The following is a 19171-nucleotide window of genomic DNA, read 5'->3' on the forward strand; positions in this document are numbered from 1 at the left end:
GGCGGGGCGGTGCCCGCGTCGGCGACTTCGGTCGTCGCCGCCCCGGGCGGCGCGTCCGGTGCGGGACGGCTCGGGTGCGGGCATGGAGGCAGGGGCGTACGCGCCCGGCGCGGCACCAAATGAGCCGCGCCCGGACCCCATCCTGGGCCGATCCTGAGGTAAGACTGCGGGCCCGCATGCCACTACGGGCACGGGCCGGGCTGCAAAGCCCCAGCGACGATGCGGGTTCCGGGGGCGCGAGCCGGGAGCAGCGATGCTTCCTGGGCCGGGCGCCCTGGCCGAGACCGCTCACGTGCGGGCGTAGACCGGGCGGGCTGGAAGACACCGCGACGACAAGATGGCCGGCGGCCCCGGTGACGGGGGGCGTCGGCCACGGGGCGCCGCGGGGGCCGGCTTCCGCGTGTGTCACACGACCAGGGCTCGCGCGGCGTCCCGCGTCCCCTGTTCCAATTGGGCCATGTCCCCGGCGCGCAAGCGGGTGGGGGCGAGAACGCGTGTCCGGAAGGCGGGCTGCGGCGCAGACCCGGCCCATCCCAAAAAACGACCTCATCCTGAGGTGCCGCGCGAGCGGCCTCGAAGGAGGGCTCCAGGGATCGCGCGGCCGGCTGGAGGGCTCCTTCGAGGCCCGCTGCGCGGGCACCTCAGGATGAGGGGGGCTGGTGGGAGGGGCGCTTCCGGGGAGGGCGCGGCGCGCCGCCGCCCCCTCAGAGCAGCCCGCGCTCCTTGGCCAGTCCGACGAGGTCGGCCTGCGGGCGGGCGCCGATGTGCTGGATCACCTCGGCCGCGGCGAGCGCGCCGATCCGGGCGCTGGTCACGTGGTCGAGGCCGCGGGCGTGGCCGGCGAGGAAGCCGGCGGCGAACAGGTCGCCCGCGCCGGTGGTGTCGACCACCGCCCGCACCGGGCTTGCCGGGACCGAGCGGACCTCGCCGCCCTGCACCACCAGCGCGCCCTGCTCGGAGCGGGTGACGAGGCCGAGCAGGTGCCGGCCGCGGCCGTTGCGCTCGTCGCGCAGGCGCGCCACCGCCGCGTCGGCGTCGTCGGTCTCGTACAGGCTCTGCAACTCGCCGCTGTTGGCGAACAGGATGTCGATGCTGCCGTCGCGGATCAGCCCCAGGAACTCGTCCCGGTAGCGGCCGACGCAGAACGCGTCGGAGAGGGTGAGCGCCACGGCGTTGCCGGCCTTGTGGGCGATCTCGACCGCCTTGCGGAACGCGTCCTTGGCGGCCGGCGGATCCCAGAGATAGCCTTCGAGGTAGACGACCCGGGCGCTGGCCACGAGCGCCGCGTCGACGTCGTCCGGGCCGAGCCCCTGGCAGGCGCCGAGATAGGTGTTCATCGTCCGCTCGCCGTCCGGCGTGACGAGGACGAAGCAGCGGGCGGTGGCCGGCCCTTCGGCCGCGGGCGGCACCGAGAAGCCGACGCCGGTGGCCGTCAGGTCGTGGCTGAACAGGCCGCCGAGTTCGTCGTCGCGGACCTTGCCGACGAAGCCGGTCTTGGCACCCAGCATCGCCGCGCCGACGGCGGTGTTGGCCCCCGAGCCGCCCGACACGATCGTGGCCGGGCCCATCGCCCGGAACAGGCCCTCGGCGCGGTCCTCGTCAACGAGCTGCATCGCCCCCTTGGTCACCCCCTGCGCGGCGAGGAAGCCCTCGTCGGTCCGGGCGATCACGTCGACGATGGCGTTGCCGAGGACGAGGAGGTCGAGGGAGGCGGTCATCCGGCGGTCCTGATTCGGGTCGGGGTCGCGCCGCCTGTGGCACCGGGGCCGGGCGGGATCAAGGCCGGGTCAGGCGTCGGCGAACAGCGCGGCGACCGGCAGGGTCAGGCCGGGGGGATCGAGGGCGAGGGTGCCGTCGCCGACGATGCGCGTCTCGATCAGATCCCCCGCGCCGCGGCGGTGGTGGATCACCCGGCGCCCCACGGGATCGAGGATCAGGTAGTGCTCGACGCTCGGGAGCCCGAAATAGCCGACGAGCTTCGAGCCGAGATCGACGGCCCGGGTGGTGGGCGAGAGGACTTCGAGGAGGATGACGGGATTCGGGATCTCCACCGCGTCGGGATCGACGGGCGGGCCGCAATGGACGAGGGCGTCCGGTTCGTAAGCCTTGGCGGCGTCGATGCGGACGGTCATGCCATCGGGGAACATGCGGCACGGCAGGGCCGCGCGGCCGATGGCGGCGTGAAGCGCCGACTGCGCCGCGAACTTGACGAGCGCGTGCCGCGCCCGCTCCGGCAACATCGCGATCACCTCACCATCCAGCAGCTCGTAGCGCCCGGGCCTGCCCTCGGCCCAGACGAGGAACTCGTCGACCGTCATCCGCGCCTTCGGGATCGGATCCGCCGTCATGACCTCAGCCTAGCACGGGCCGGCGCGTCCCGTCAGTGCGCGATCTTCTCCAGGGCGACGTCGCGGGTGCGCGGCCCGAGCAGGCCCACGAGTGTCCCGGCGGCCAGCATCGCCGCCGAGATGAACAGGAACACGGCCGACGTGCCGCCCTCGCGCAGGACGAAGGCGATGATGAAGCCCGTGAAGATCGCCGAGAACCGGCTCCAGGAATAGACGAAGCCCACCGCCCGCGCCCGGATCGCGGTCGGGAACAGCTCGGCCTGGTAGGTGTGGTAGTTGAACGAGAGCGTGTTGGAGGCGAGCGTCAGCCCGATCCCGAGGGCGACGATGGCGGTCACGTCCCGCGTCAGGGTGAAGGACAGGCCGCAGGCGATGTAGACGAGGCAGGCGGCGACGATGATGTGCTTGCGCTCGAACCGGTCGGCGATCAGCAGCCCGAGCAGCGGGCCCACGGGGGCGGCGAGCGCGATCAGCGCCGTGTAGGCGAGGCTCGACGTGACGGTGATGCCCTGCGCGATCAGCAGGGTCGGCACCCAGTTGGCGAAGCCGTAGAATCCCACCGTCTGGAACACGTTGAAGCCCGCCATCATCAGCGTCCGGCGGCGGTAGGGCGGCACCCACAGGTCGGCGAAGGTGCTCCGCGGCCGCGGCGGTTCCGGCGGCGCCGGGGCGGGCAGCGGCTTGCCGTACTCCGCGGCGACGCGGGCTTCGAGGCGGGCCATCACCGCCTCGGCCTCCGCGATCCGCCCGCGCTCGACCAGCCAGCGCGGGCTCTCCGGCAGTTCGCGCCGGATCCACCAGACCCCGACCGCCGCGGAGGCGCCGATCAGCACCACCCAGCGCCAGCCGTCGACCCCGAACGGCGCGGCCGGGATCAGCAGGTAGGACAGGAACGCGACGGTCGGCACCGCGCAGAAGCCGATGCCCTGGCACAGGGCGAAGGCGCGGCCGCGGATCGCCTTCGGCACCAGCTCGGACAGGTAGCTGCCGATGGTGACCATCTCGAGCCCCAGGCCGATGCCGGCGATCAGCCGCCACAGGTTGAGGCCGAAGGCGTCGGTCTGGCAGGCCATCACGAGGTTGGCGGCGGTGTAGGACAGGAGCGACCACGTGAAGATCGCCCGCCGCCCGAACCGGTCGGCGAGCCAGCCGCAAGCGATCGTGCCGATGAACAGGCCGGTGAACAGGGCGGCGACGAAGCCGGCCACCCCGCTCGCGCCGAACAGGCCGGGGGTGGTCGGCGTCAGGATCCCGGCCTTGACGAGGCCGGGGGCGACGAAGCCGGTGAACAGCAGGTCGTAGAGCTCGAAGAAGAAGCCGAGGCCGAGCAGCGCCACCAGCCGCCAGACGGTGCGGGTCGGCGGCAGGCGGTCGAGGCGGGCGACGATCGCGCCGGGATCGCGTTCAGCCCCGGGTCCCCGCGCGGCCGCCATCGTCGTCCCGTCCATCGTGTCCGCCTCCCGGCAGCGCCAGTGCCGCGGAACGCGGGCCTCCGCAAGCCCCGACGCGAGCGGGGCTTCAGGCGCCGAAGACCGACCAGCCCATGCGCTGCGTCAGCCGTTCCAGCGCGATCCGGCCGAGATGGGAGTTGCCCGCCTCGTCGAGGCCCGGCGACCAGACCGCGATCGAGGCGCGGCCGGGGGCAACCGCCAGGATGCCGCCGCCGACGCCGCTCTTGCCCGGCAGGCCGACCCGGTAGGCGAACTCACCCGAGCCGTCGTAGTGGCCGCAGGTCAGCATGATCGCGTTGATGCGGCGCGCCCGCTCCGGCGAGACCACGGAATGGCCGGTCGAGGGGTTGCGGCCGTTGTGCGCCAGGAACCGGCCGGCGGCGGCGAGCTGGCGGCAAGTCATGGCGATGGCGCAGTGGTGGAAGTAGACGCCGAGCGTGTAGTCGACCGGGTTCTCGATCACCCCGAACGACCGCATGTAGTTGGCGAGCGCGGTGTTGCGGAAGCCCGTGCGCTTCTCGGAGGCCGCCACCGTCGCGTCGATGGTGATCGTCTGGTCCTGTGCCAGGAACTGCATGAAGCGCAGGATCTCGCCGAGCGCCTCCCGCGGCTCGTGGCCGGAGAGGATCACGTCGGTGACGGCAATGGCGCCGGCGTTGATGAACGGGTTGCGCGGCACGCCGCGTTCCCGCTCCAACTGGACGATGGAGTTGAACGGGTTGCCGGACGGCTCGCGGCCGACGCGCTTCCACAGCCGGTCGCCGACCATGCCGAGCGCCAGCGTCAGGGTGAACACCTTCGAGATGCTCTGGATCGAGAACAGGGTCTCGCTGTCGCCGCCCGCCGAGAGCCGCCCGTCGGCGTCGATCACCGCGAGGCCGAACCGGCCCGGATCGACGTGGGCGAGTTCGGGGATGTAGTCGGCCACCGCGCCGCGGTCGGCGCGGGCGGCCATCTCCTCCGAGATCTCTCGGACCACGCTGTCGAGGTCGGGCACGGCTCGGCTCGTTCTGGAGGCGGCACCGGCTCGGGCCGCGGCGGCATATGCCGCCCGACAGGCAAGGATGGCGCCGGAACCGCCGGACGCCCCGGTCCGGTTCCGAAAGGGAATCAGGCGGCGGCCCGGGCCATCGACATCGATTCCTTCTTCATCAGCTCGCGGAAGAAGCCGTCGAGATGGGTCAGCTTCTCCGGCGAGCCGTCCTGGACGATGCGGCCGCCCTCCAGCACCACGATCCGGTCGAAGTCCTGAAGCGTCGAGAGGCGGTGGGCGATGGCGATCACCGTGCGGCCGCGCATCAGGTTGGCGAGCGCGTGGCGGATCGCCTCCTCCGATTCGGCGTCGAGCGCCGAGGTCGCCTCGTCGAGGAGCAGGATCGGCGAGTTCTTGAGGATCGCCCGGGCGATGGCGATGCGCTGGCGCTGGCCGCCCGACAGCTTGACGCCGCGGTCGCCGACGATGGTGTCGAAGCCCTCGGGCAGGGCCTTGATGAAGTCGGTGCAGTGCGCCGCCTCGGCCGCCGCCCAGACCTCCTCGTCGGTCGCGTCGGGGCGGCCGTAGCGGATGTTCTCGCGCAGCGTCCGGTGGAACATCGACACGTCCTGCGGCACGACGGTGATCGCCTCCCGCAGGGAGTCGAGGGTGACGCGGTCGATGTCCTGGCCGTTGATGCGGATCGTGCCCGACTGCACGTCGTAGAAGCGCTGGAGCAGCGAGAACAGGGTCGACTTGCCGCCGCCCGACTTGCCGACCAGCCCGACCCGCTGGCCCGGTTCGAGGCAGAGGTCGAAGTCGGTGAACACGCTGCGGCCGTCGGGGTAGCTGAAGGCGACGTGCTCGAAGTCGATCTTGGCGCCCTGGCCGGTCAGCGGCTCCGCCTCCGGGTGATCGACGAGGTCGTGCGGCTGGAGCAGGGTGTGCAGCGCCTCCGAGAGCCGTGCGGTGTGCTGGGTGGCATCGACCAGCGCCACGGCGAGGTCGCGGGTCGCGGCGAGGATGCGGATGCCGAGCGTGCAGACCAGCACGACCTGGCCGTTGGTGGCCTGACCGGCCTCCCACAGGCGGATCGACCAGTAGAGCAGCCCGAGGATCGCCAGCACGGTGAGCACCGCGTGCACGATGCGCAGCTTCTCCAGGTACAGGAGCGAGGAGCGGCGGGCCCGCATCTCCGTGGCGATGGTGCCCTCGAACCGGACGCCCTCGCGCTTGAAGGCCGAGAAGGCGCGCACGAGCGACATGTTGCCGACGAGGTCGACCATCTCGCCGTCGACGCTCGCGGCCTTGGCGGCGAAGTCGTGGTGCAGCGGCTTGCCGGCCGAGGCCATCTTGAACATCAGCACGACCACGGCGGCGAACACGCCGGCGAGGATGCCGGCCATCGGCAGGCTGACGGTGGCGATGTAGGCGATCGAGCCGAAGGCGGCGACCGTCGGCGGCATCACGTTGAACACGAACATGTTCTCGACCGTGAAGATCGCGTTCGAGGTCGCCGTGATGCGCGAGGCCAGGGTGCCGGGCTGCCGGTCCGAGAAGAAGGTCGGCGAGTGGCCGGTGAGGTGCCTGAACAGGTCGCGCCGGATGTCGCCGGTCACGCCCACGAAGGTGAAGGCCCCGGTCAGCGCCGCCACGCGCCAGAGCATGTTATCGACCGCGATGAAGATGATGAGGACGGTGAGCGCGCTCCAGATCCCGGTATTGGCCGGGCCGGGGCCCTTGGTCAGGGCGTCGACCACGCCCTTGAGGGCGTAGTCGGTCGAGACGGAGAAGCCGACCGCGCCGAGCACGGAGAGCAGGATCACGAGATGGGGCAGCCAGCGGCGCCGGAGATACCGACCCACGAAGGCGAAGGGCCTATCGGCGTATCGGTGGAGCTCTTCCATCGCGGTGACCATTCCGTGTTCACGCTGCACTGGCGGGCGGCGGCTGGGGTGTGCGCCTGCGACGAGGGACGCACCGATCCGCAGCGCCAACGCGACAGCGTTGCCATATGTTGCACCCGCGCGCCCGCCGCGCGCGCTTTTATCCGCTCAAGCTGAACGCCGCTTGAAGCCGTCCCCGCAAGGACCGCGTCGCACGGGCCCTCGACGGACAAGCCGGTCCGGGGCCGCCTGGTTCAGGCCTCGTCCGGCTCCGCGCGGGTCTCGGGCATGATCAGGGCCACCAGCAGGAAGGCGGCGAATCCGACCAGCGCGAGGCCGAGGAAGGCGCTGTGGCTGCCGAGCCGGTCCGCCATGACGCCCGCGAACGAGGTCGAGAGCGCCGCGCCGATGCCCATCGCCGTGCCGACCGCGCCGAGCGCGAGGTTGAACCGGCCGGTGCCGCGGGTGAGGTCCGAGACGATCAGCGGCACCATCACCCCGAGCACCGAGGCCGAGACGCCGTCGAGCATCTGGATGGCGACGAGGCCGTAGGGGTTGGTCGTGTAGGCGAACAGCAGCCCGCGCAGGGGCAGGGCCGCGAAGCCCACGAGCAGGACGGGGTAGCGCCCGAAGCGCTCGGCCGCCCGCCCGACCGCGGGGGCGAGCAGGGCGAGCACCGCCTGCGGGACCATGATGCAGGCGGCCACCAGGGCGGTGGCGGTCTCGCTCGCCCGAAGGGTCAGGACGCTGCCGACCAGCGGCAGCATCGCCGCGTTGGCCAGGAAGAACAGCACCATGCAGCCGCCGAAGGCGAGGAGGCCGCGGTTGCCGAGCAGGGCGCGCAGGGCGTCGCGCCCGGTCGCCGGCCGCGCGGCCGGGGCGTGCTCCGCCTCCTGCGCGCGGACACGCTCCTCGGCGCGGGGCGTCTCCCCGGCGCGGGCATTGGCGTCGATCTCGTCGGCGCGGATCGCGGACAGGGCCATGATCGTCGGCACGACCAGCGCAGCGGTGAGGTAGAAGACCGCGCCGTTCGAGAGGTAGTAGCCGCAGGCGCCCATGCCGGCGGCGGCGAGCGCGTTGCCGAGCGCCTGGAAGCTGGCGTTGCGCCCGAGCCGCTCGCCGGCCCGCGCATGGCCGACGAGGCCGATGCTGATCGCGGCGATCGCGGGCGTCAGGACGCAGCTCGCCGCCGAGTGCAGCGCCATCGCCAGCAGGACGACCAGGAAGTTCGGCCAGACGGCGAGCGCGAGGGCGCTCCCGGAGATGCCGACCACCGCGACGCCGGCCGCGAACCGCTTCGATCGCACCGCGTCGACGAAGGCGCCGCCGGGCACCTGCCCCAGCAGGCCGACGAGGCTGCCCACGGTGAGCGCGAAACCGATGTCGGACTGGGTCCACTTCGCCTGGGAGAAGTAGACGGCGAGGAACGGCCCGAAGCCGGTCTGGAGGTTGGCGACGAAGAAGGCGAACGCGTCCAGGCCGCGGCGGCTGCCGAGCGAGACCGCCTGCCCGGCCGCGGCGGCGCGGGGCCCGGGCCACGGCCCGTGACCCGCCTCGCGCGTCGCCTCGGATGGCGGCTCCTTCAGGCGCGCGGGCCGGGCGCGGATCTCCTGGCGGGACACGTCGCGCTCGCGCGGCGCGGGGACGGGACGCGGCTTCAACCGGGCCACCGTCATTTATCGGGCGCCTTCTCGGGCGCGGGTTTCTGGGCCGGCGCGGGGGCGGCCGGGGCGGGCGCGGGCGTCGCCTGGGCGGCCTGGGGCGGCGACTGGGCAGGGGCCTGGACCGGGGGGGCCTGCTGGGGGGCCGCCTGCGTCGCGGCGGCGGCCTCGCCCTCCGGTGGCGGGCCGGACGGGCTCGCCGGGCCGAGGACGACGATCGGCTCGCCGGACTTGTACTCCGGCGAGACGCGGACTTGGTTGCGGGTCAGGGCGACGGAGAGGCGGCGCTCCTTGCCGCTGTCGGCCGTGAAGCGCAGGGCCCGCCAGTCGACGGCGATCTTGCGCGAGCCGACCCCGAGGAAGCCGCCGAAATCGATGATGGCGGCCCGCGGATGTCCCTCCTTGTCGATGATCACGTCGATGACGCGGCCGAGCTCGTCGCCGCCGGCGCTGCGCACGCTGCGGCCGAGCAGGCTCTCGTAATCCTGGGTGTCGAGGACGGTGGCCGGCGTCCCCTGCTGCGCCGCCGCGGGAGGCGCGGACGGCACGGCCGGGGCCGGGGTCGCGACCGGGGCAGGGGGGGCGACCGGAGCGGCGGGCGCCACCGGTGCGGGCGTCGGCGAGCCGGAGGGACCCTCGCCGCCCGGCGGCTGGGTCTGCGCCGCAGTGCCCGACGCCCACAGGGCGAGGCTCGCGGCCGCGATCATCCGACTGGTTCTGAGCACGTGTCGACCTCTGGAAGGGGCGCCCGGTCGGACCGGATGCCGGCGTCGCCGCGGCAGACCGGTCCCGGTGCCGGCCGCCGCGGCGACCCTGCCCGCCGACCTGGGCGAATTGTGGACCGCGGGCAACGGTCCGCAAGTTCCGCGCCTCATCGCGCCCCGGCGCACCACTCATGCGGGTGATCCCGCGCCGGACGTCTGTTTTTCGCCGCAAGCCGCGCGTAGAGGCCCGGACAACCACGCGAGCCGCGGATGCCACCGCGGCCTCCGTTCGAGGACTTCAGACATGCCCGCAACCCCGCCCTCAGGACGCACCTGCGCCCTCGCCCTGGCCGCCGCGCTCGCGGGCGCCGGGCTCGCCGGCTGCCAAGCGCTGGGCGGCGGCGGCGGGGTGATGCCGGCCACCGACGTCGGCCTGCCCCCCTCCCTGCGCGGCTCGATCCCGGGACGCGAGGCGCGCACCGCGACCGTCGACCAGGAGGGCCGCCCGCTCCAGACCGCTCCGACCCGCCAGCTCGCCCTGCCGAAGAGCGCCGGCGCGGGGAGCCGCACCGCCGAGGCGGGCGAGCGCCGCATCCGCCGCGAGGACATCGAGGGCAACGAGGTCCGCAGCAGCAGCGGCGGCTCGATGAGCCCGACCATGTCCTCCGGCGGCGGCGTCGGTCTCGGCGGGAAGTTCTGAGCGCGGCTCAGGCGGTCGGCGCGCGGCGTCCGTAGAAATCGTCCACCCGGCCCCCGTAGGCCGGATCGGCGAAGCCGTCCTCGCCCGCCGCGTGGCTCGGGGCGCCGGCCAGCACCCCCGGATCGATGTCCACGACGTAGCCGCCGAGTTCCGTGCTGTAGGTCAGCGCCCGCCACGGCAGCGGGTGGTGATTCTCGCCGAGCCCCAGGAAGCCGCCGAAGGCCAGCACCGCGTAGGCGACCTGCCCCGAGACCTTGTCCACCATGAAGTTGTGGACGGCGCCGAGATGCCGGCCGCCGCGGTCGTAGACGGCGGTGCCCTCCACCTTGTTGGACGCGATCAGACGTGCGGTCTCGTCGATCGCGATGCCCTCGCCCGTGGGATCGAGCTCCAGCGATCCCGGCTTCCTGACGGCGCGCTCGTTCGGGAGATCCGTGGGCATACTGCCTCCTGTTGACGATCTGTGGCCCAACGCGCGGACCGGTCCGGGTTTCCTGAGGTCACGACCCCGACGGCAGGCCGGCCTCCGCGCGGCGCTCCGCGATCCGGTCGCGCACCGCGCGGCTGGCCAGCAGCATCTCGAAGCCGAAGGCGACGAGCGCCAGAAGCGTGCACAGGATAGCCATGCCGAACAGGCCGAACAGCAGGGCCTCCACCGTGCTGTCGCTCAGGGCCCCGACGAACAGGGTCAGCACCGCCCCGCAGGTCGCCACGCCGCCGAGCGCGGCGAGGCCCACCGCGCCGTCGAGGGCGAGGGAGCGGAGATGAAGCCGGTCGAGGCGCCGCCCGAGCCGCGCCCGCTCCGCGTCGCCCGCTCCGGTCAGGAGCGTGGAGACGCGGTCGGCCTGGTCGGCGACGCGGGCGAGCCGGGCGCCGAACACGTTCAGCAGGGTCGCGATGCCGGAGAGCAGGAAGACCGGGGTCAGGGCGATCTGGACGACGTGCGCGGTGCTCTCGAGGGTTCCGCCGGGGCTCGGGTCGATCATCCCGGACGCATGCACCGGCCCGCGCCGCGCGGCAATGCCGCCCGGCCGCCCGCGGCCGCTCGCGCGGCGCGACCGCATCCGCCGGGTCCGGCCCGTCAGACGAGCCCGCGACCGGTCCGGCTGCCGGCGGACGGCTCACCGCGGGCCCCGAGACCGAGGGTGAGGATCAGGCCGGCGGCGAGCGCCAGCGAGAGGGTGAGGGCGGACGCGAACATCGCAGCCGCTATCGCGCGACAGCGTTAAGATCAGGTTTCGCGGCGCCGAACAGGGACGAGATCTGCGCCGAATCCCGCCCGCGCGCGTCCCGGCTTGCACAGCGGCGGTCCTGCCCTGTGGATGAGGCGCCCGCGCGGTCGATTTCCCCTTGGAACGGCTGCCGCACCGCTTAGTTGTTGCTGCTATGCTGACGCGGCCGCCGGGCGATGCACGCTCCTGCCCGCGGCGCGAGAACTGGAGGAAGTCCATGGCGACGAAGACGGACAAGGCTGCGCCGAAGGCGGCCAAGCCCACCAAGGCCGCGCCGAAGGCCGCTGCCGCCAAGGCCGAGAAGCCCGCCGCCAAGGCGGCGACCAAGGCGGCCGGCACGAAGCCCAACGCCCTGCAGCAGCCCCTCAAGCCGTCCGCCGAGCTCGGCGCGATCGTCGGCACCAGCCCGCTGCCGCGCGGCGAGGTGGTGAGCAAGGTGTGGGACTACATCAAGAAGCACAACCTCCAGAACCCGGAGAACAAGCGCGAGATCGTCGCCGACGACAAGCTGAAGAAGATCTTCGGCAAGGACAAGTGCTCGATGTTCGAGATGAACAAGCACCTCGCCGCGCACCTGAAGTCCTGAGATCGACGACCGAGGCGCGCAGCCCCGCCACGGGCGACGGCGCGCGCCGCCGTCGCGCCCCGCGGGGCGGGCCTTCCCTCAGGCAAGTTCCTGGCCTCAGGCGAGTCCCTGGAGGACGCCGCCGTCGACCCGCAACGCCGCCCCCGTGGTCGCGCTGGCGGCAGGGCTGCACAGGTAGGCGACGAGGCTCGCCACCTCGTCGACGGCCGCGAGCCGCCGGATCAGCGAGGACGGCCGGTGATCGGCCACGAACTGCCGGCCCAGGGCGTCGAGATCGAGGTCGGATCCGCCGCCCGCCATCTGCTTCATGAAGGTCGCCACCCCCTCCGACAGGGTCGGGCCGGGCAGGACGCTGTTGACGGTGACGCCGCTGCCCGCGACCGTCTGGGCGAGGCCGCGGGAGATCGCGAGCTGCGCGGTCTTGGTCATCCCGTAATGGACCATCTCGGTCGGCACGTTGAGCGCCGACTCGCTGGAGATGAAGATCACCCGGCCCCAGCCGCGCTCGGCCATCCCCGGCGCGTAGGCGCGCGACAGCCGCACGCCGCTCATCACGTTCACCTCGAAGAAGCGCTGCCAGTCGCCGTCCGGGATGTCGAAGAACGGCTTCGGTTCGAAGATGCCGGTGTTGTTCACGAGGATGTCGACCGCCGGCAGCGCCGCGACGAGCCCGTCCACGCCCGCCTGGGTCGCCACGTCCCCGGCGGCGGCGAAGCAGCGGCCGGCCTTGGCCTCGCCGCGCAGGGTCTCCAGCGCGGCCTCGACCCGCTCGGCGGTGCGGCCGTTGACGCCGACCGCGGCGCCGAGGTCGCAGAGTTCCCGGGCGATGGCGTAGCCGATGCCGCCGGTCGAGCCGGTGACGAGGGCGGTCTTTCCGGAGAGGTCGAGGTCCATGCGCGGCGCGCTCCCTGCGGCGTGGGTTCCGTGGCACCAACGCGCGGGCGCCGCCGCCGTCGCATCGGCGCGTGGCCTCAGCCCGCCGCCCCGCGCCGCAGGACGCTGGCGCAGCCGCCGATCGCGGCGAGCGCCACCGCGCAGCCGAGGGACAGGGACACCGCCCGCTCGACGCCGAGCCCGTGGGTCAGGCCGAAGATCACGGCGACCAGGGCGGCCCCGAGGGATTGCCCGGTGAGCCGCGCGGTCGACTGCATGCCGCTGGCGCCGCCGCTGCGCTCCCGGGGCGCGGCGGTGACGATCACCTTGTTGTTGGGCGACTGGAACAGGCCGAAGCCGAGGCCGCACAGGGTCAGGCGCCAGACGATGTCGAGGGTGTGCGGCTCGGCCGGCAGCCGCGCCACCAGCACGAGCCCCGCCGCCAGGGTCGCGAGGCCGAGACCGCCCAGCAGGCCCGGCGGGTAGCGGTCGGCGAGCCGGCCCGAGATCGGGGCGATCAGCGCCACCGCGATCGGCCAGGGGGTCATCAGGAAGCCGGTCTGGGTGCTGGAGAGGCGCAGCACGTCGTGGAAGTAGAACGGCAGGGCGACGTAGGACACCATCTGCGCGCCGAACGAGCAGACCGAGGTCGCCATCGACAGGGCGAAGGCGGGGATCCGCAGCAGGTCGACCGGCAGCAGCGGCGCCGGCAGCCGGATCTGCCGGCGCACGAACACCGTGCCGATGACGAGGGCGCCCGCGATCTCGGCCAGCGCCAGCGCGTGGCCGCCGCGCTCGCCGAGGCGGTCGATGCCGATGATCAGGAGGCCGAAGGTGAGGGCGTTGAGGACGGCGCTCAGCCGGTCGAACCGCCGGCCGCTCTCAGGCGTCGCCGGCAGGGTCCGCGAGGCCACCGCCAGGGCGGCGAGGCCGACCGGCACGTTGACGAGGAACAGCCACGGCCAGTGCGCCACCGACAGGATCGCCGCCGCCACGGTCGGGCCCGCCGCCGAGGCGGTGGCGACGACGAGAGCGACGTTGGCCACGCCCCTGCCGATCATCCGGTGGGGGTAGATGAAGCGCACGAAGCCGATGTTGACGCTCATGATCGCCGCCGCCCCGAGCCCCTGGACGATCCGCGCGGCGATCAGGAACCACAGGCCGGGCGCCAGCGCGCAGGCGAGCGAGGCGACGACGAACACCGCGAGCCCCGGCAGGTAGACGCGGCGGAACCCGTAGATGTCGCCGAGCGAGGCGAACGGCAGCAGGCTCGCGGTGACCGCGACCTGGTAGGCGTTGACCACGAAGATCGCGTCCGCGGGCTGCACCGCGAGGTCCTTGGCGAGCACCGGCAGCGCCACGTTGACGATCGCCCCGTCGAGCACCGCCATCGTCATCGCGAGCCCGATCGCCGCCATCGCCAGCAGGCGCTCGCGCGGGGGGATCCCGTCGTGGGTGGGAACCGGGCCGGCCCCGGCCGGGATCTGCGCCATGCTTCGCGCGCTCCTCGGGGCCGCCGTCCGGCCCGCGCTGTCGGTAATGGGGCCAGGAACGCGCCCGGCGGCCGCGCTCCCTGTCGCGCAGACGGAGCCGGCCGTCGAGGGGGCGAGCGTGTCCTTAGAACCGCTCCCGATCGCGTTGCCCACGGTACACGACGCGGCGAGCCGAGGGGCGTTTCCGACCCTCCACCTCATCCTGAGGTGCCCGCGCAGCGGGCCTCGAAGGAGACCTCCAGGGATCGCGCGGCTGGCTGGAGGGCTCCTTCGAGGCCTCCGCTTCGCTCCGGCACCTCAGGATGAGGGGGTTGGTGGGATCGGCCGACGCAAACGCCGAACTGTCATGTACCGTGAGCGTTGCAATCCGGAGCGGCTCTAAGCCCTTGCTCTGACGCGCTCTCCTTCGCCGAACCGGCCGCCACTTCAGCGGAGGACGCTCGATCTGACACGCCCCCGACCCGACGCGGGATTCAGGCCAGCATGTGGGTCAGCAGCGCGCGCAACTGTGCCGGCTTGATCGGCTTGCGCACCAGCTCCGCGCCGATCGCGACGACCCGCGCCTCGATCTCCGGCGTGTGGTCGGCGGTGGTGACGATGACCGGCAGGTCCGCGCCGCAGCGGTCGCGGAGGTAGGCGGCGGTGTCGAGCCCGCAGGCGCCGTCGTCGAGATGGTAGTCGAGGATCAGGATGTCAGGCGCTTCCACCCCGGCCTCGGCGGCGGCGCGCACGCTCCCGAGGTCGCGATGGGCGGCGACCTGCGCGTCCCAATTGTGGAGCAGGCGCGCGAGGGCGTCGGCGGTCGAGGCGTCGTTCTCGACGATCAGCACGCGGGCGCCGGAGAGCTTGGTCGCGGGCGGGGCCGGCGGCGCCGGGACTGCGGGGATCCGGCTCAGCGGCAGGGTGAGCGAGACGCGGGTGCCGTGGCCGGGCCGGGAGGCCAGCGCCAGCGGGTGGTCGAGGGCGTGGGCCATGCGGCGGACGATCGACAGGCCGAGGCCGAGGCCCGGCTCCTCCGCGCTGCCGCGCCCGCTCCCGCCGCGGTAGAACTCGTCGAAGACGAGGTCGCGCTCGTCGGGGCCGATCCCGCAGCCGGTGTCGATCACGTCGACCCGCACCGCCCCGGCGCGCGGGCGGGCGGCCAGCACGACCCCGCCGCGCCCGGTGTAGCGGACGGCGTTTGAGACGAGGTTCTGGAGGATGCGGTGCAGGAGCATCGCGTCGCTGGTCACCGTCGCCTCGCCGCAGCGCACCGCCAGCCGGAGACCCTTCCGCTCGGCGAACGGCTTGAAGCTGTCGGCCAGATCCTCCAGCAGGTCGGCGAGGCGCACCGGCCTCGGCTCGGGCCGGACGATGCCGGCGTCGAGCTTGGAGATGTCGAGGAGCGTCTTGATCAGGTTCTCGATGGTCTGGAGGCCCCGCTCCACCTGGCCCGCGATGGTGCGGGCCTCGGCCGGCAGCGCGAGGTCGCCGAGCGCCGAGAGCGAGAGCCGCGCGGCGTTGAGCGGTTGCAGCAGGTCGTGGCTCGCCGCGGCGAGGAAGCGGGTCTTGGAGCGGTTGGCGGTCTCGGCCTCCTCCTTAGCCGCCACCAGCGCCTCGTTCGAGCGCTCCAGGCGCCGCATCAGCCCGGTCAGCTCCTCGGTCCGGGTGCGGACGCGCCCCTCCAGCATGATCGCGGTCTGGAACAGGGAGTAGGCGCTGCCGCGCTGGTCCATGCTGCGCTCGACATGGGCCATCAGCGCGGCGTTGATCCGCTCCAGCTTCTCGATCCGGCGGTGCAGCGACGCCTCGCCCTCCAGGCCGCGGGCGGGCAGGTTCACGACGCGGCGGTCCCGGCGCCGCCCCGGCCGATGGCGATGCCGGTGAAGGTCTGGTTGAGGTGCATCGCCCGGTACTGCTCGCCGAAGGTCTCGAAGCCGACGACGCCGTAGCGGCGGTAGAGGTCCGCCACCTCGTGGCGCACCTGCCGGCTCTCGGCGTCGAGGCGGCGCAGCACGCACTCGAACCCGATGATGAGATCGACGCCGCCGAGCGCCGCGTCGAGGCGCGCCAGCTCCGTCCGGGTCGCGGCGACGATGTCGCGCGGCTCGGCCAGCGTCAGCACCACGCCCTCGTCGACGGCGCAGAAGAAGCTCAGCGACCCGTCCGCGTTCATCCGCCGGATCGAGCGGCAGAAATACTCGCCGCCGACCTTCACCGCGAGCGGGTAGGCGGCGAAGCTCATCGGCGACAGGCCTTCGGGATCGAGGCCGATCGCCATCGCGTATTCCCGCGCCGCCGGCTCGGCGTTCAGCTCGTGGACGACGCGGGCTTCGCCGTCCGAGGCCGTGACCACGAACTTCGTCGCGGTCGGGGCGAAGTTGTCGCTCTTGAAGATCTCCACCGGGTAATCTGTCTCGACGAGGACGAGCACCGCGGCCTTGCGGTGGATGCGGCCGCCGTGCAGCATCACCGCGTCGCGGAAGCGCAGGTCGTCGCCGGCCGAGCCGCCGACCAGGGGGATGCCGTCGAGCGCCCAGGCGATGGCCGAGACCACCGTCTCCTCGGCGTTGGTCAGGCCGTCGATCAGCGAGAGGGCGAAGCGGCCCGCCGCCGCGGTGTCCTCGGGCCCGTGCGGGTCGAGGGTGCGGCGCAGGGCCCGCACGGCGGAGGCGGTGCGCTCCACGTCGAGGTGATCGATCGCGTCGAGCACCGTGGAGACGATCCGGAAGCGCTCCGCGGGGAAGGCGATCACCACGAGGCCGCGGTCGAGCCCGCCGGTCGGCGCGAGGCCGCCCGACATCGAGCAGCCGGCCACGGGCACGCCGGGAAACCGTGCGCCGAGGGCGTCCGCCAGGGTCTCGGGATCGTAGTCGGCGGAGAAGAACGCGACGATCTGCGACAACGCGCCGTCGCCGACCGCCTGCGCCACGGCGTCGGCGGCCTCGTCGGGGCGCGCGGCCTCGGTCCAGGCCGTCCGGATGCCGCACAGGTGGCGGCGCATGCGCGCTGCTTGGGCCACGTCTCATCCCCGGACGTCCGCGGCAGCCTTGAGGACCGCTCTTCGACAGGACAACCGCCGGAGTATGTCGCGCGCGATTGACCCGTGCAACGGGCAGGCCGCCGAGGCGGCGCATCCCCGGTCACGCCGCGCGTCGCGTCCGCGGCCTCAGCCGGCCTTGCGGGCGCAGCGGGTGTAGGCGGCGGTGCCGCGGCTGCTCGACCAGGTGAGGCGGTCGCCGTCGACCACGAGGTGGACCTGGGACGACCAGCGTCGGCCGCGGTCGCTGCACTCGGCGGCGGTGACCCAGGCGTTGCCGACCCGGCGGCCGTCGTGGAAGCTGCACACCGTCCGCCCGGCCTTCGCGCGATCGGCGGTGATCGTCGCCGGCAGGTAGCCCCGGCGCCGGGAGCGGGCGCCGCAGGCGGCGGGCGTCGGCCCCCACACGCCGACGAAGTCCGGAGCGAGCGGGGTGGCCGGCCGCGGCGGGGCGGGGATGACCGCGCGCGCTGCCGGCGCATCGGGCAACGCCGCGACCGCGGGCCGGGGCGGGGCTTGGACCACGGGGGCTTGGGGTGCGGGGGCTTGGAGCGCGGGGGCTTGGGACACCGGAGCCTGAGGCGCCGCGGCCTCCGGGGCGGGCAGCACCACGATCCGCCGGGGGATGTCGTCGGCCGGCAAGCCCACGGTCAGGTCGGCGCGCTGGACCGCCCCGGCCGGTGCCGGGCGGAAGGGCAGGTCCTCGGTGAGGTAGGCGGCGCTGTAGGCGAACAGGCCGCCCCAGCCGGCGATCAGCACGGCGGGCACCGCGTAGCGGCGCGGGCCCGCGACCGGCCGCAGGCCCGGATCGGCCAGTACGATCGCCCCCATCGTCAGCCTCCCCCCATCCCGTTCCGCCCGCCGCGGGCCCGGCTCGCGCGCCGGGCCGCCGGTGTCAGCGCCCGAAGATCCCCTTGAGGAACTGGGCCGTGCGGTTGCGCTTGCGCTTGCGCTCCAGCTCGGCCGCGTCCTTGAGCCACGCCACCTGCACCACCCGGCGCTCGCCCTCGAACGGCTCGTGGCCGTGCCAGGAATTGTCGGCGCGCAGGAACGCGAACATCGTGCCCATCGTCGGCGGCACCTCGACGGCGAACGGCTCGTAGTTCCTGCCGTCGTAGAGGACCCGCAGGCGGCCGGCCGTCGGCGCGTCCCAGGCGTCGTTCATGTAGACCAGCAGGGTCAGCACCTTCGACGGCCCGTCGGTGTGGATCGAACCGTACTTGAGCTGGCTGCGCTTCATGATCGTGGTGAGGCGCGGGCAGGACACGAGGTCGATGCCGAACTTCTCGCCGAGGATCGCCGAGAAGGCATCGCTCTCCAGCTCGTCGATCAGCGCCTTGAACCGCCCCTTCAGCGCCACCTCGTCGACGGTGAGGTAGCCCGGCTTGGCGATGTCGGGGAAATCGCGGCGGATCTCGTCGATCGCCGCCGGATTCAGGACGTTGGTGCCGAGCGCGTAGGGATAGGGCTCCCGGGCGACGGGCGCGGCCCGCACCGCCTGGATGTCGAGAATCGAGAGGGCGGACATCGGCGTGATCGTCCCTTGGCGCTTGCGCGGGCACGGGGCCCGGAACCTGTGGATCCGACGGGAAGCACGGGCCGGCGCGCCCCGCAAGCGGATGCCGGTGACGGGATCTTAACCCTGCCGTGCCTGCGCAGAATGCAAAACCCCGCGATTGCGGCGCCTGCGGGGCGAAAGGCGCGGGGGTGGCGCATTCCGGTGACAGTCGCGGACCCCGGGCTTGTGCAGGATGCCCGCCTGTCCGGGGCCCCCGGCGCGTGCGTTTTCGAGATCCGGTCGATCCGCGATGAGGCCGTTGGTCCTCGCCCTGCTGTGTGTCCACCTCGCCGTCGATGCGGTCGGGGCGGCGGCGCTCGCGCAGCCGCGCGCCGCGCGCGGCTCGGCCACGGCGCGGATGACCTGCGCCGATGCGATGAACATCGTGCGGCGCGAGGGCGACGTGGTGATCGCGGCCGGCGCCGCGCCGGAGCGTTTCGTGCGCGACCGCAGCCTGTGCGACCTGTCCGAGATCGCCGAGCTGCGCTTCGTGCCGACCCGCGACAACCCGCAATGCCCGATCGGCTACCGCTGCCGGGAGCCGGGCTTCGAGGAGTGGAACTGGTAGCACCCGGCGGACCCGGGGGCCGGACCGCCTCGCGTAAATCGCCGCACCCGCAGGCATCTGACCGAAGTTTCACGCGACAGGCGGCGGCCGGTGCCGCTATCTCGCCACGACCCGCGGCC

At 73.3% G+C, this 19171-nt stretch carries 18 protein-coding genes; 3 read left to right on the forward strand and 15 right to left on the reverse strand.

What is annotated here, in order from left to right:
- Positions 1 to 704 precede the first annotated feature (704 nt).
- The 7 genes from Q8W71_RS23955 to Q8W71_RS23985 all read right to left on the reverse strand — a co-directional run bounded on the left by Q8W71_RS23955 (position 705) and on the right by Q8W71_RS23985 (position 9026).
- On the reverse strand, positions 705 to 1718 hold the full coding sequence (locus tag Q8W71_RS23955) for an adenosine kinase (RefSeq protein ID WP_305527928.1): 1014 nt from the start codon (positions 1716 to 1718) through the stop codon (positions 705 to 707).
- A gap of 69 nt (positions 1719 to 1787) precedes the next feature.
- Positions 1788 to 2348 carry a Uma2 family endonuclease gene (locus Q8W71_RS23960; RefSeq protein ID WP_305527929.1) on the reverse strand — a complete coding sequence of 187 codons (561 nt, stop codon included), beginning with the start codon at positions 2346 to 2348 and terminating at the stop codon, positions 1788 to 1790.
- A gap of 32 nt (positions 2349 to 2380) precedes the next feature.
- Positions 2381 to 3796, reverse strand: a complete 1416-nt coding sequence (locus tag Q8W71_RS23965; protein ID WP_305527930.1) for an MFS transporter — start codon at positions 3794 to 3796, stop codon at positions 2381 to 2383.
- 70 nt (positions 3797 to 3866) lie between these two features.
- Entirely contained in the window at positions 3867 to 4796 is a 930-nt protein-coding gene (locus Q8W71_RS23970; RefSeq protein WP_305527931.1) for a glutaminase, read from the reverse strand.
- Between the two features lie 113 nt (positions 4797 to 4909).
- Entirely contained in the window at positions 4910 to 6679 is a 1770-nt protein-coding gene (locus Q8W71_RS23975) for an ABC transporter ATP-binding protein (RefSeq protein ID WP_305527932.1), read from the reverse strand.
- Positions 6680 to 6912: 233 nt separating this feature from the next.
- Positions 6913 to 8334, reverse strand: a complete 1422-nt coding sequence (locus Q8W71_RS23980; RefSeq protein ID WP_305527933.1) for an MFS transporter — start codon at positions 8332 to 8334, stop codon at positions 6913 to 6915.
- Positions 8331 to 9026 carry a PRC-barrel domain-containing protein gene (locus Q8W71_RS23985; RefSeq protein ID WP_305527974.1) on the reverse strand — a complete coding sequence of 232 codons (696 nt, stop codon included), beginning with the start codon at positions 9024 to 9026 and terminating at the stop codon, positions 8331 to 8333. The genes Q8W71_RS23980 and Q8W71_RS23985 overlap by 4 nt, the downstream gene beginning before the upstream one ends.
- 301 nt (positions 9027 to 9327) lie before the next feature.
- On the opposite strand from Q8W71_RS23985, the gene Q8W71_RS23990 reads away from it, so the two are divergent.
- Positions 9328 to 9723: a hypothetical protein gene (locus tag Q8W71_RS23990; RefSeq protein WP_305527934.1), complete on the forward strand. Its 396-nt coding sequence runs from the start codon at positions 9328 to 9330 to the stop codon at positions 9721 to 9723.
- A 7-nt stretch (positions 9724 to 9730) separates the two neighbouring features.
- Here the strand turns inward: Q8W71_RS23990 and Q8W71_RS23995 are convergent, their stop codons facing one another.
- Both Q8W71_RS23995 and Q8W71_RS24000 read right to left on the reverse strand, forming a co-directional pair.
- Entirely contained in the window at positions 9731 to 10165 is a 435-nt protein-coding gene (locus Q8W71_RS23995) for a PRC-barrel domain-containing protein (RefSeq protein WP_305527935.1), read from the reverse strand.
- 58 nt (positions 10166 to 10223) lie between these two features.
- On the reverse strand, positions 10224 to 10709 hold the full coding sequence (locus Q8W71_RS24000) for a DUF2721 domain-containing protein (RefSeq protein WP_305527975.1): 486 nt from the start codon (positions 10707 to 10709) through the stop codon (positions 10224 to 10226).
- Positions 10710 to 11172: 463 nt separating this feature from the next.
- Between Q8W71_RS24000 and Q8W71_RS24005 the strand changes: the two genes are divergently transcribed.
- A complete protein-coding gene (locus Q8W71_RS24005; protein WP_305527936.1) occupies positions 11173 to 11541 on the forward strand; it encodes an SWIB/MDM2 domain-containing protein in 369 nt (122 codons plus the stop codon).
- Between the two features lie 96 nt (positions 11542 to 11637).
- Here Q8W71_RS24005 and Q8W71_RS24010 read toward each other — a convergent pair whose 3' ends face one another.
- The 6 genes from Q8W71_RS24010 to Q8W71_RS24035 form a co-directional block, all read right to left on the reverse strand.
- Complete coding sequence (locus Q8W71_RS24010; protein WP_305527937.1) at positions 11638 to 12435, reverse strand: SDR family NAD(P)-dependent oxidoreductase; 798 nt, start codon at positions 12433 to 12435, stop codon at positions 11638 to 11640.
- A gap of 77 nt (positions 12436 to 12512) precedes the next feature.
- Entirely contained in the window at positions 12513 to 13907 is a 1395-nt protein-coding gene (locus Q8W71_RS24015) for an MFS transporter (protein ID WP_305527938.1), read from the reverse strand.
- 473 nt (positions 13908 to 14380) lie between these two features.
- Positions 14381 to 15643 carry an ATP-binding response regulator gene (locus tag Q8W71_RS24020; RefSeq protein ID WP_305527976.1) on the reverse strand — a complete coding sequence of 421 codons (1263 nt, stop codon included), beginning with the start codon at positions 15641 to 15643 and terminating at the stop codon, positions 14381 to 14383.
- 80 nt (positions 15644 to 15723) lie between these two features.
- Complete coding sequence (locus Q8W71_RS24025; protein WP_305527977.1) at positions 15724 to 16890, reverse strand: FIST signal transduction protein; 1167 nt, start codon at positions 16888 to 16890, stop codon at positions 15724 to 15726.
- 165 nt (positions 16891 to 17055) lie between these two features.
- On the reverse strand, positions 17056 to 17757 hold the full coding sequence (locus tag Q8W71_RS24030) for a peptidase inhibitor family I36 protein (RefSeq protein WP_305527939.1): 702 nt from the start codon (positions 17755 to 17757) through the stop codon (positions 17056 to 17058).
- 64 nt (positions 17758 to 17821) lie between these two features.
- Positions 17822 to 18454 (reverse strand): 2OG-Fe(II) oxygenase family protein, encoded by a 633-nt coding sequence (locus Q8W71_RS24035; RefSeq protein WP_305527940.1) that lies wholly within the window; start codon positions 18452 to 18454, stop codon positions 17822 to 17824.
- A gap of 280 nt (positions 18455 to 18734) precedes the next feature.
- Between Q8W71_RS24035 and Q8W71_RS24040 the strand changes: the two genes are divergently transcribed.
- Entirely contained in the window at positions 18735 to 19052 is a 318-nt protein-coding gene (locus Q8W71_RS24040; RefSeq protein ID WP_305527941.1) for a hypothetical protein, read from the forward strand.
- Positions 19053 to 19171 lie beyond the last annotated feature (119 nt).

The sequence above is a fragment of the Methylobacterium amylolyticum genome (assembly GCF_030700245.1).
Classification (GTDB): domain Bacteria; phylum Pseudomonadota; class Alphaproteobacteria; order Rhizobiales; family Beijerinckiaceae; genus Methylobacterium.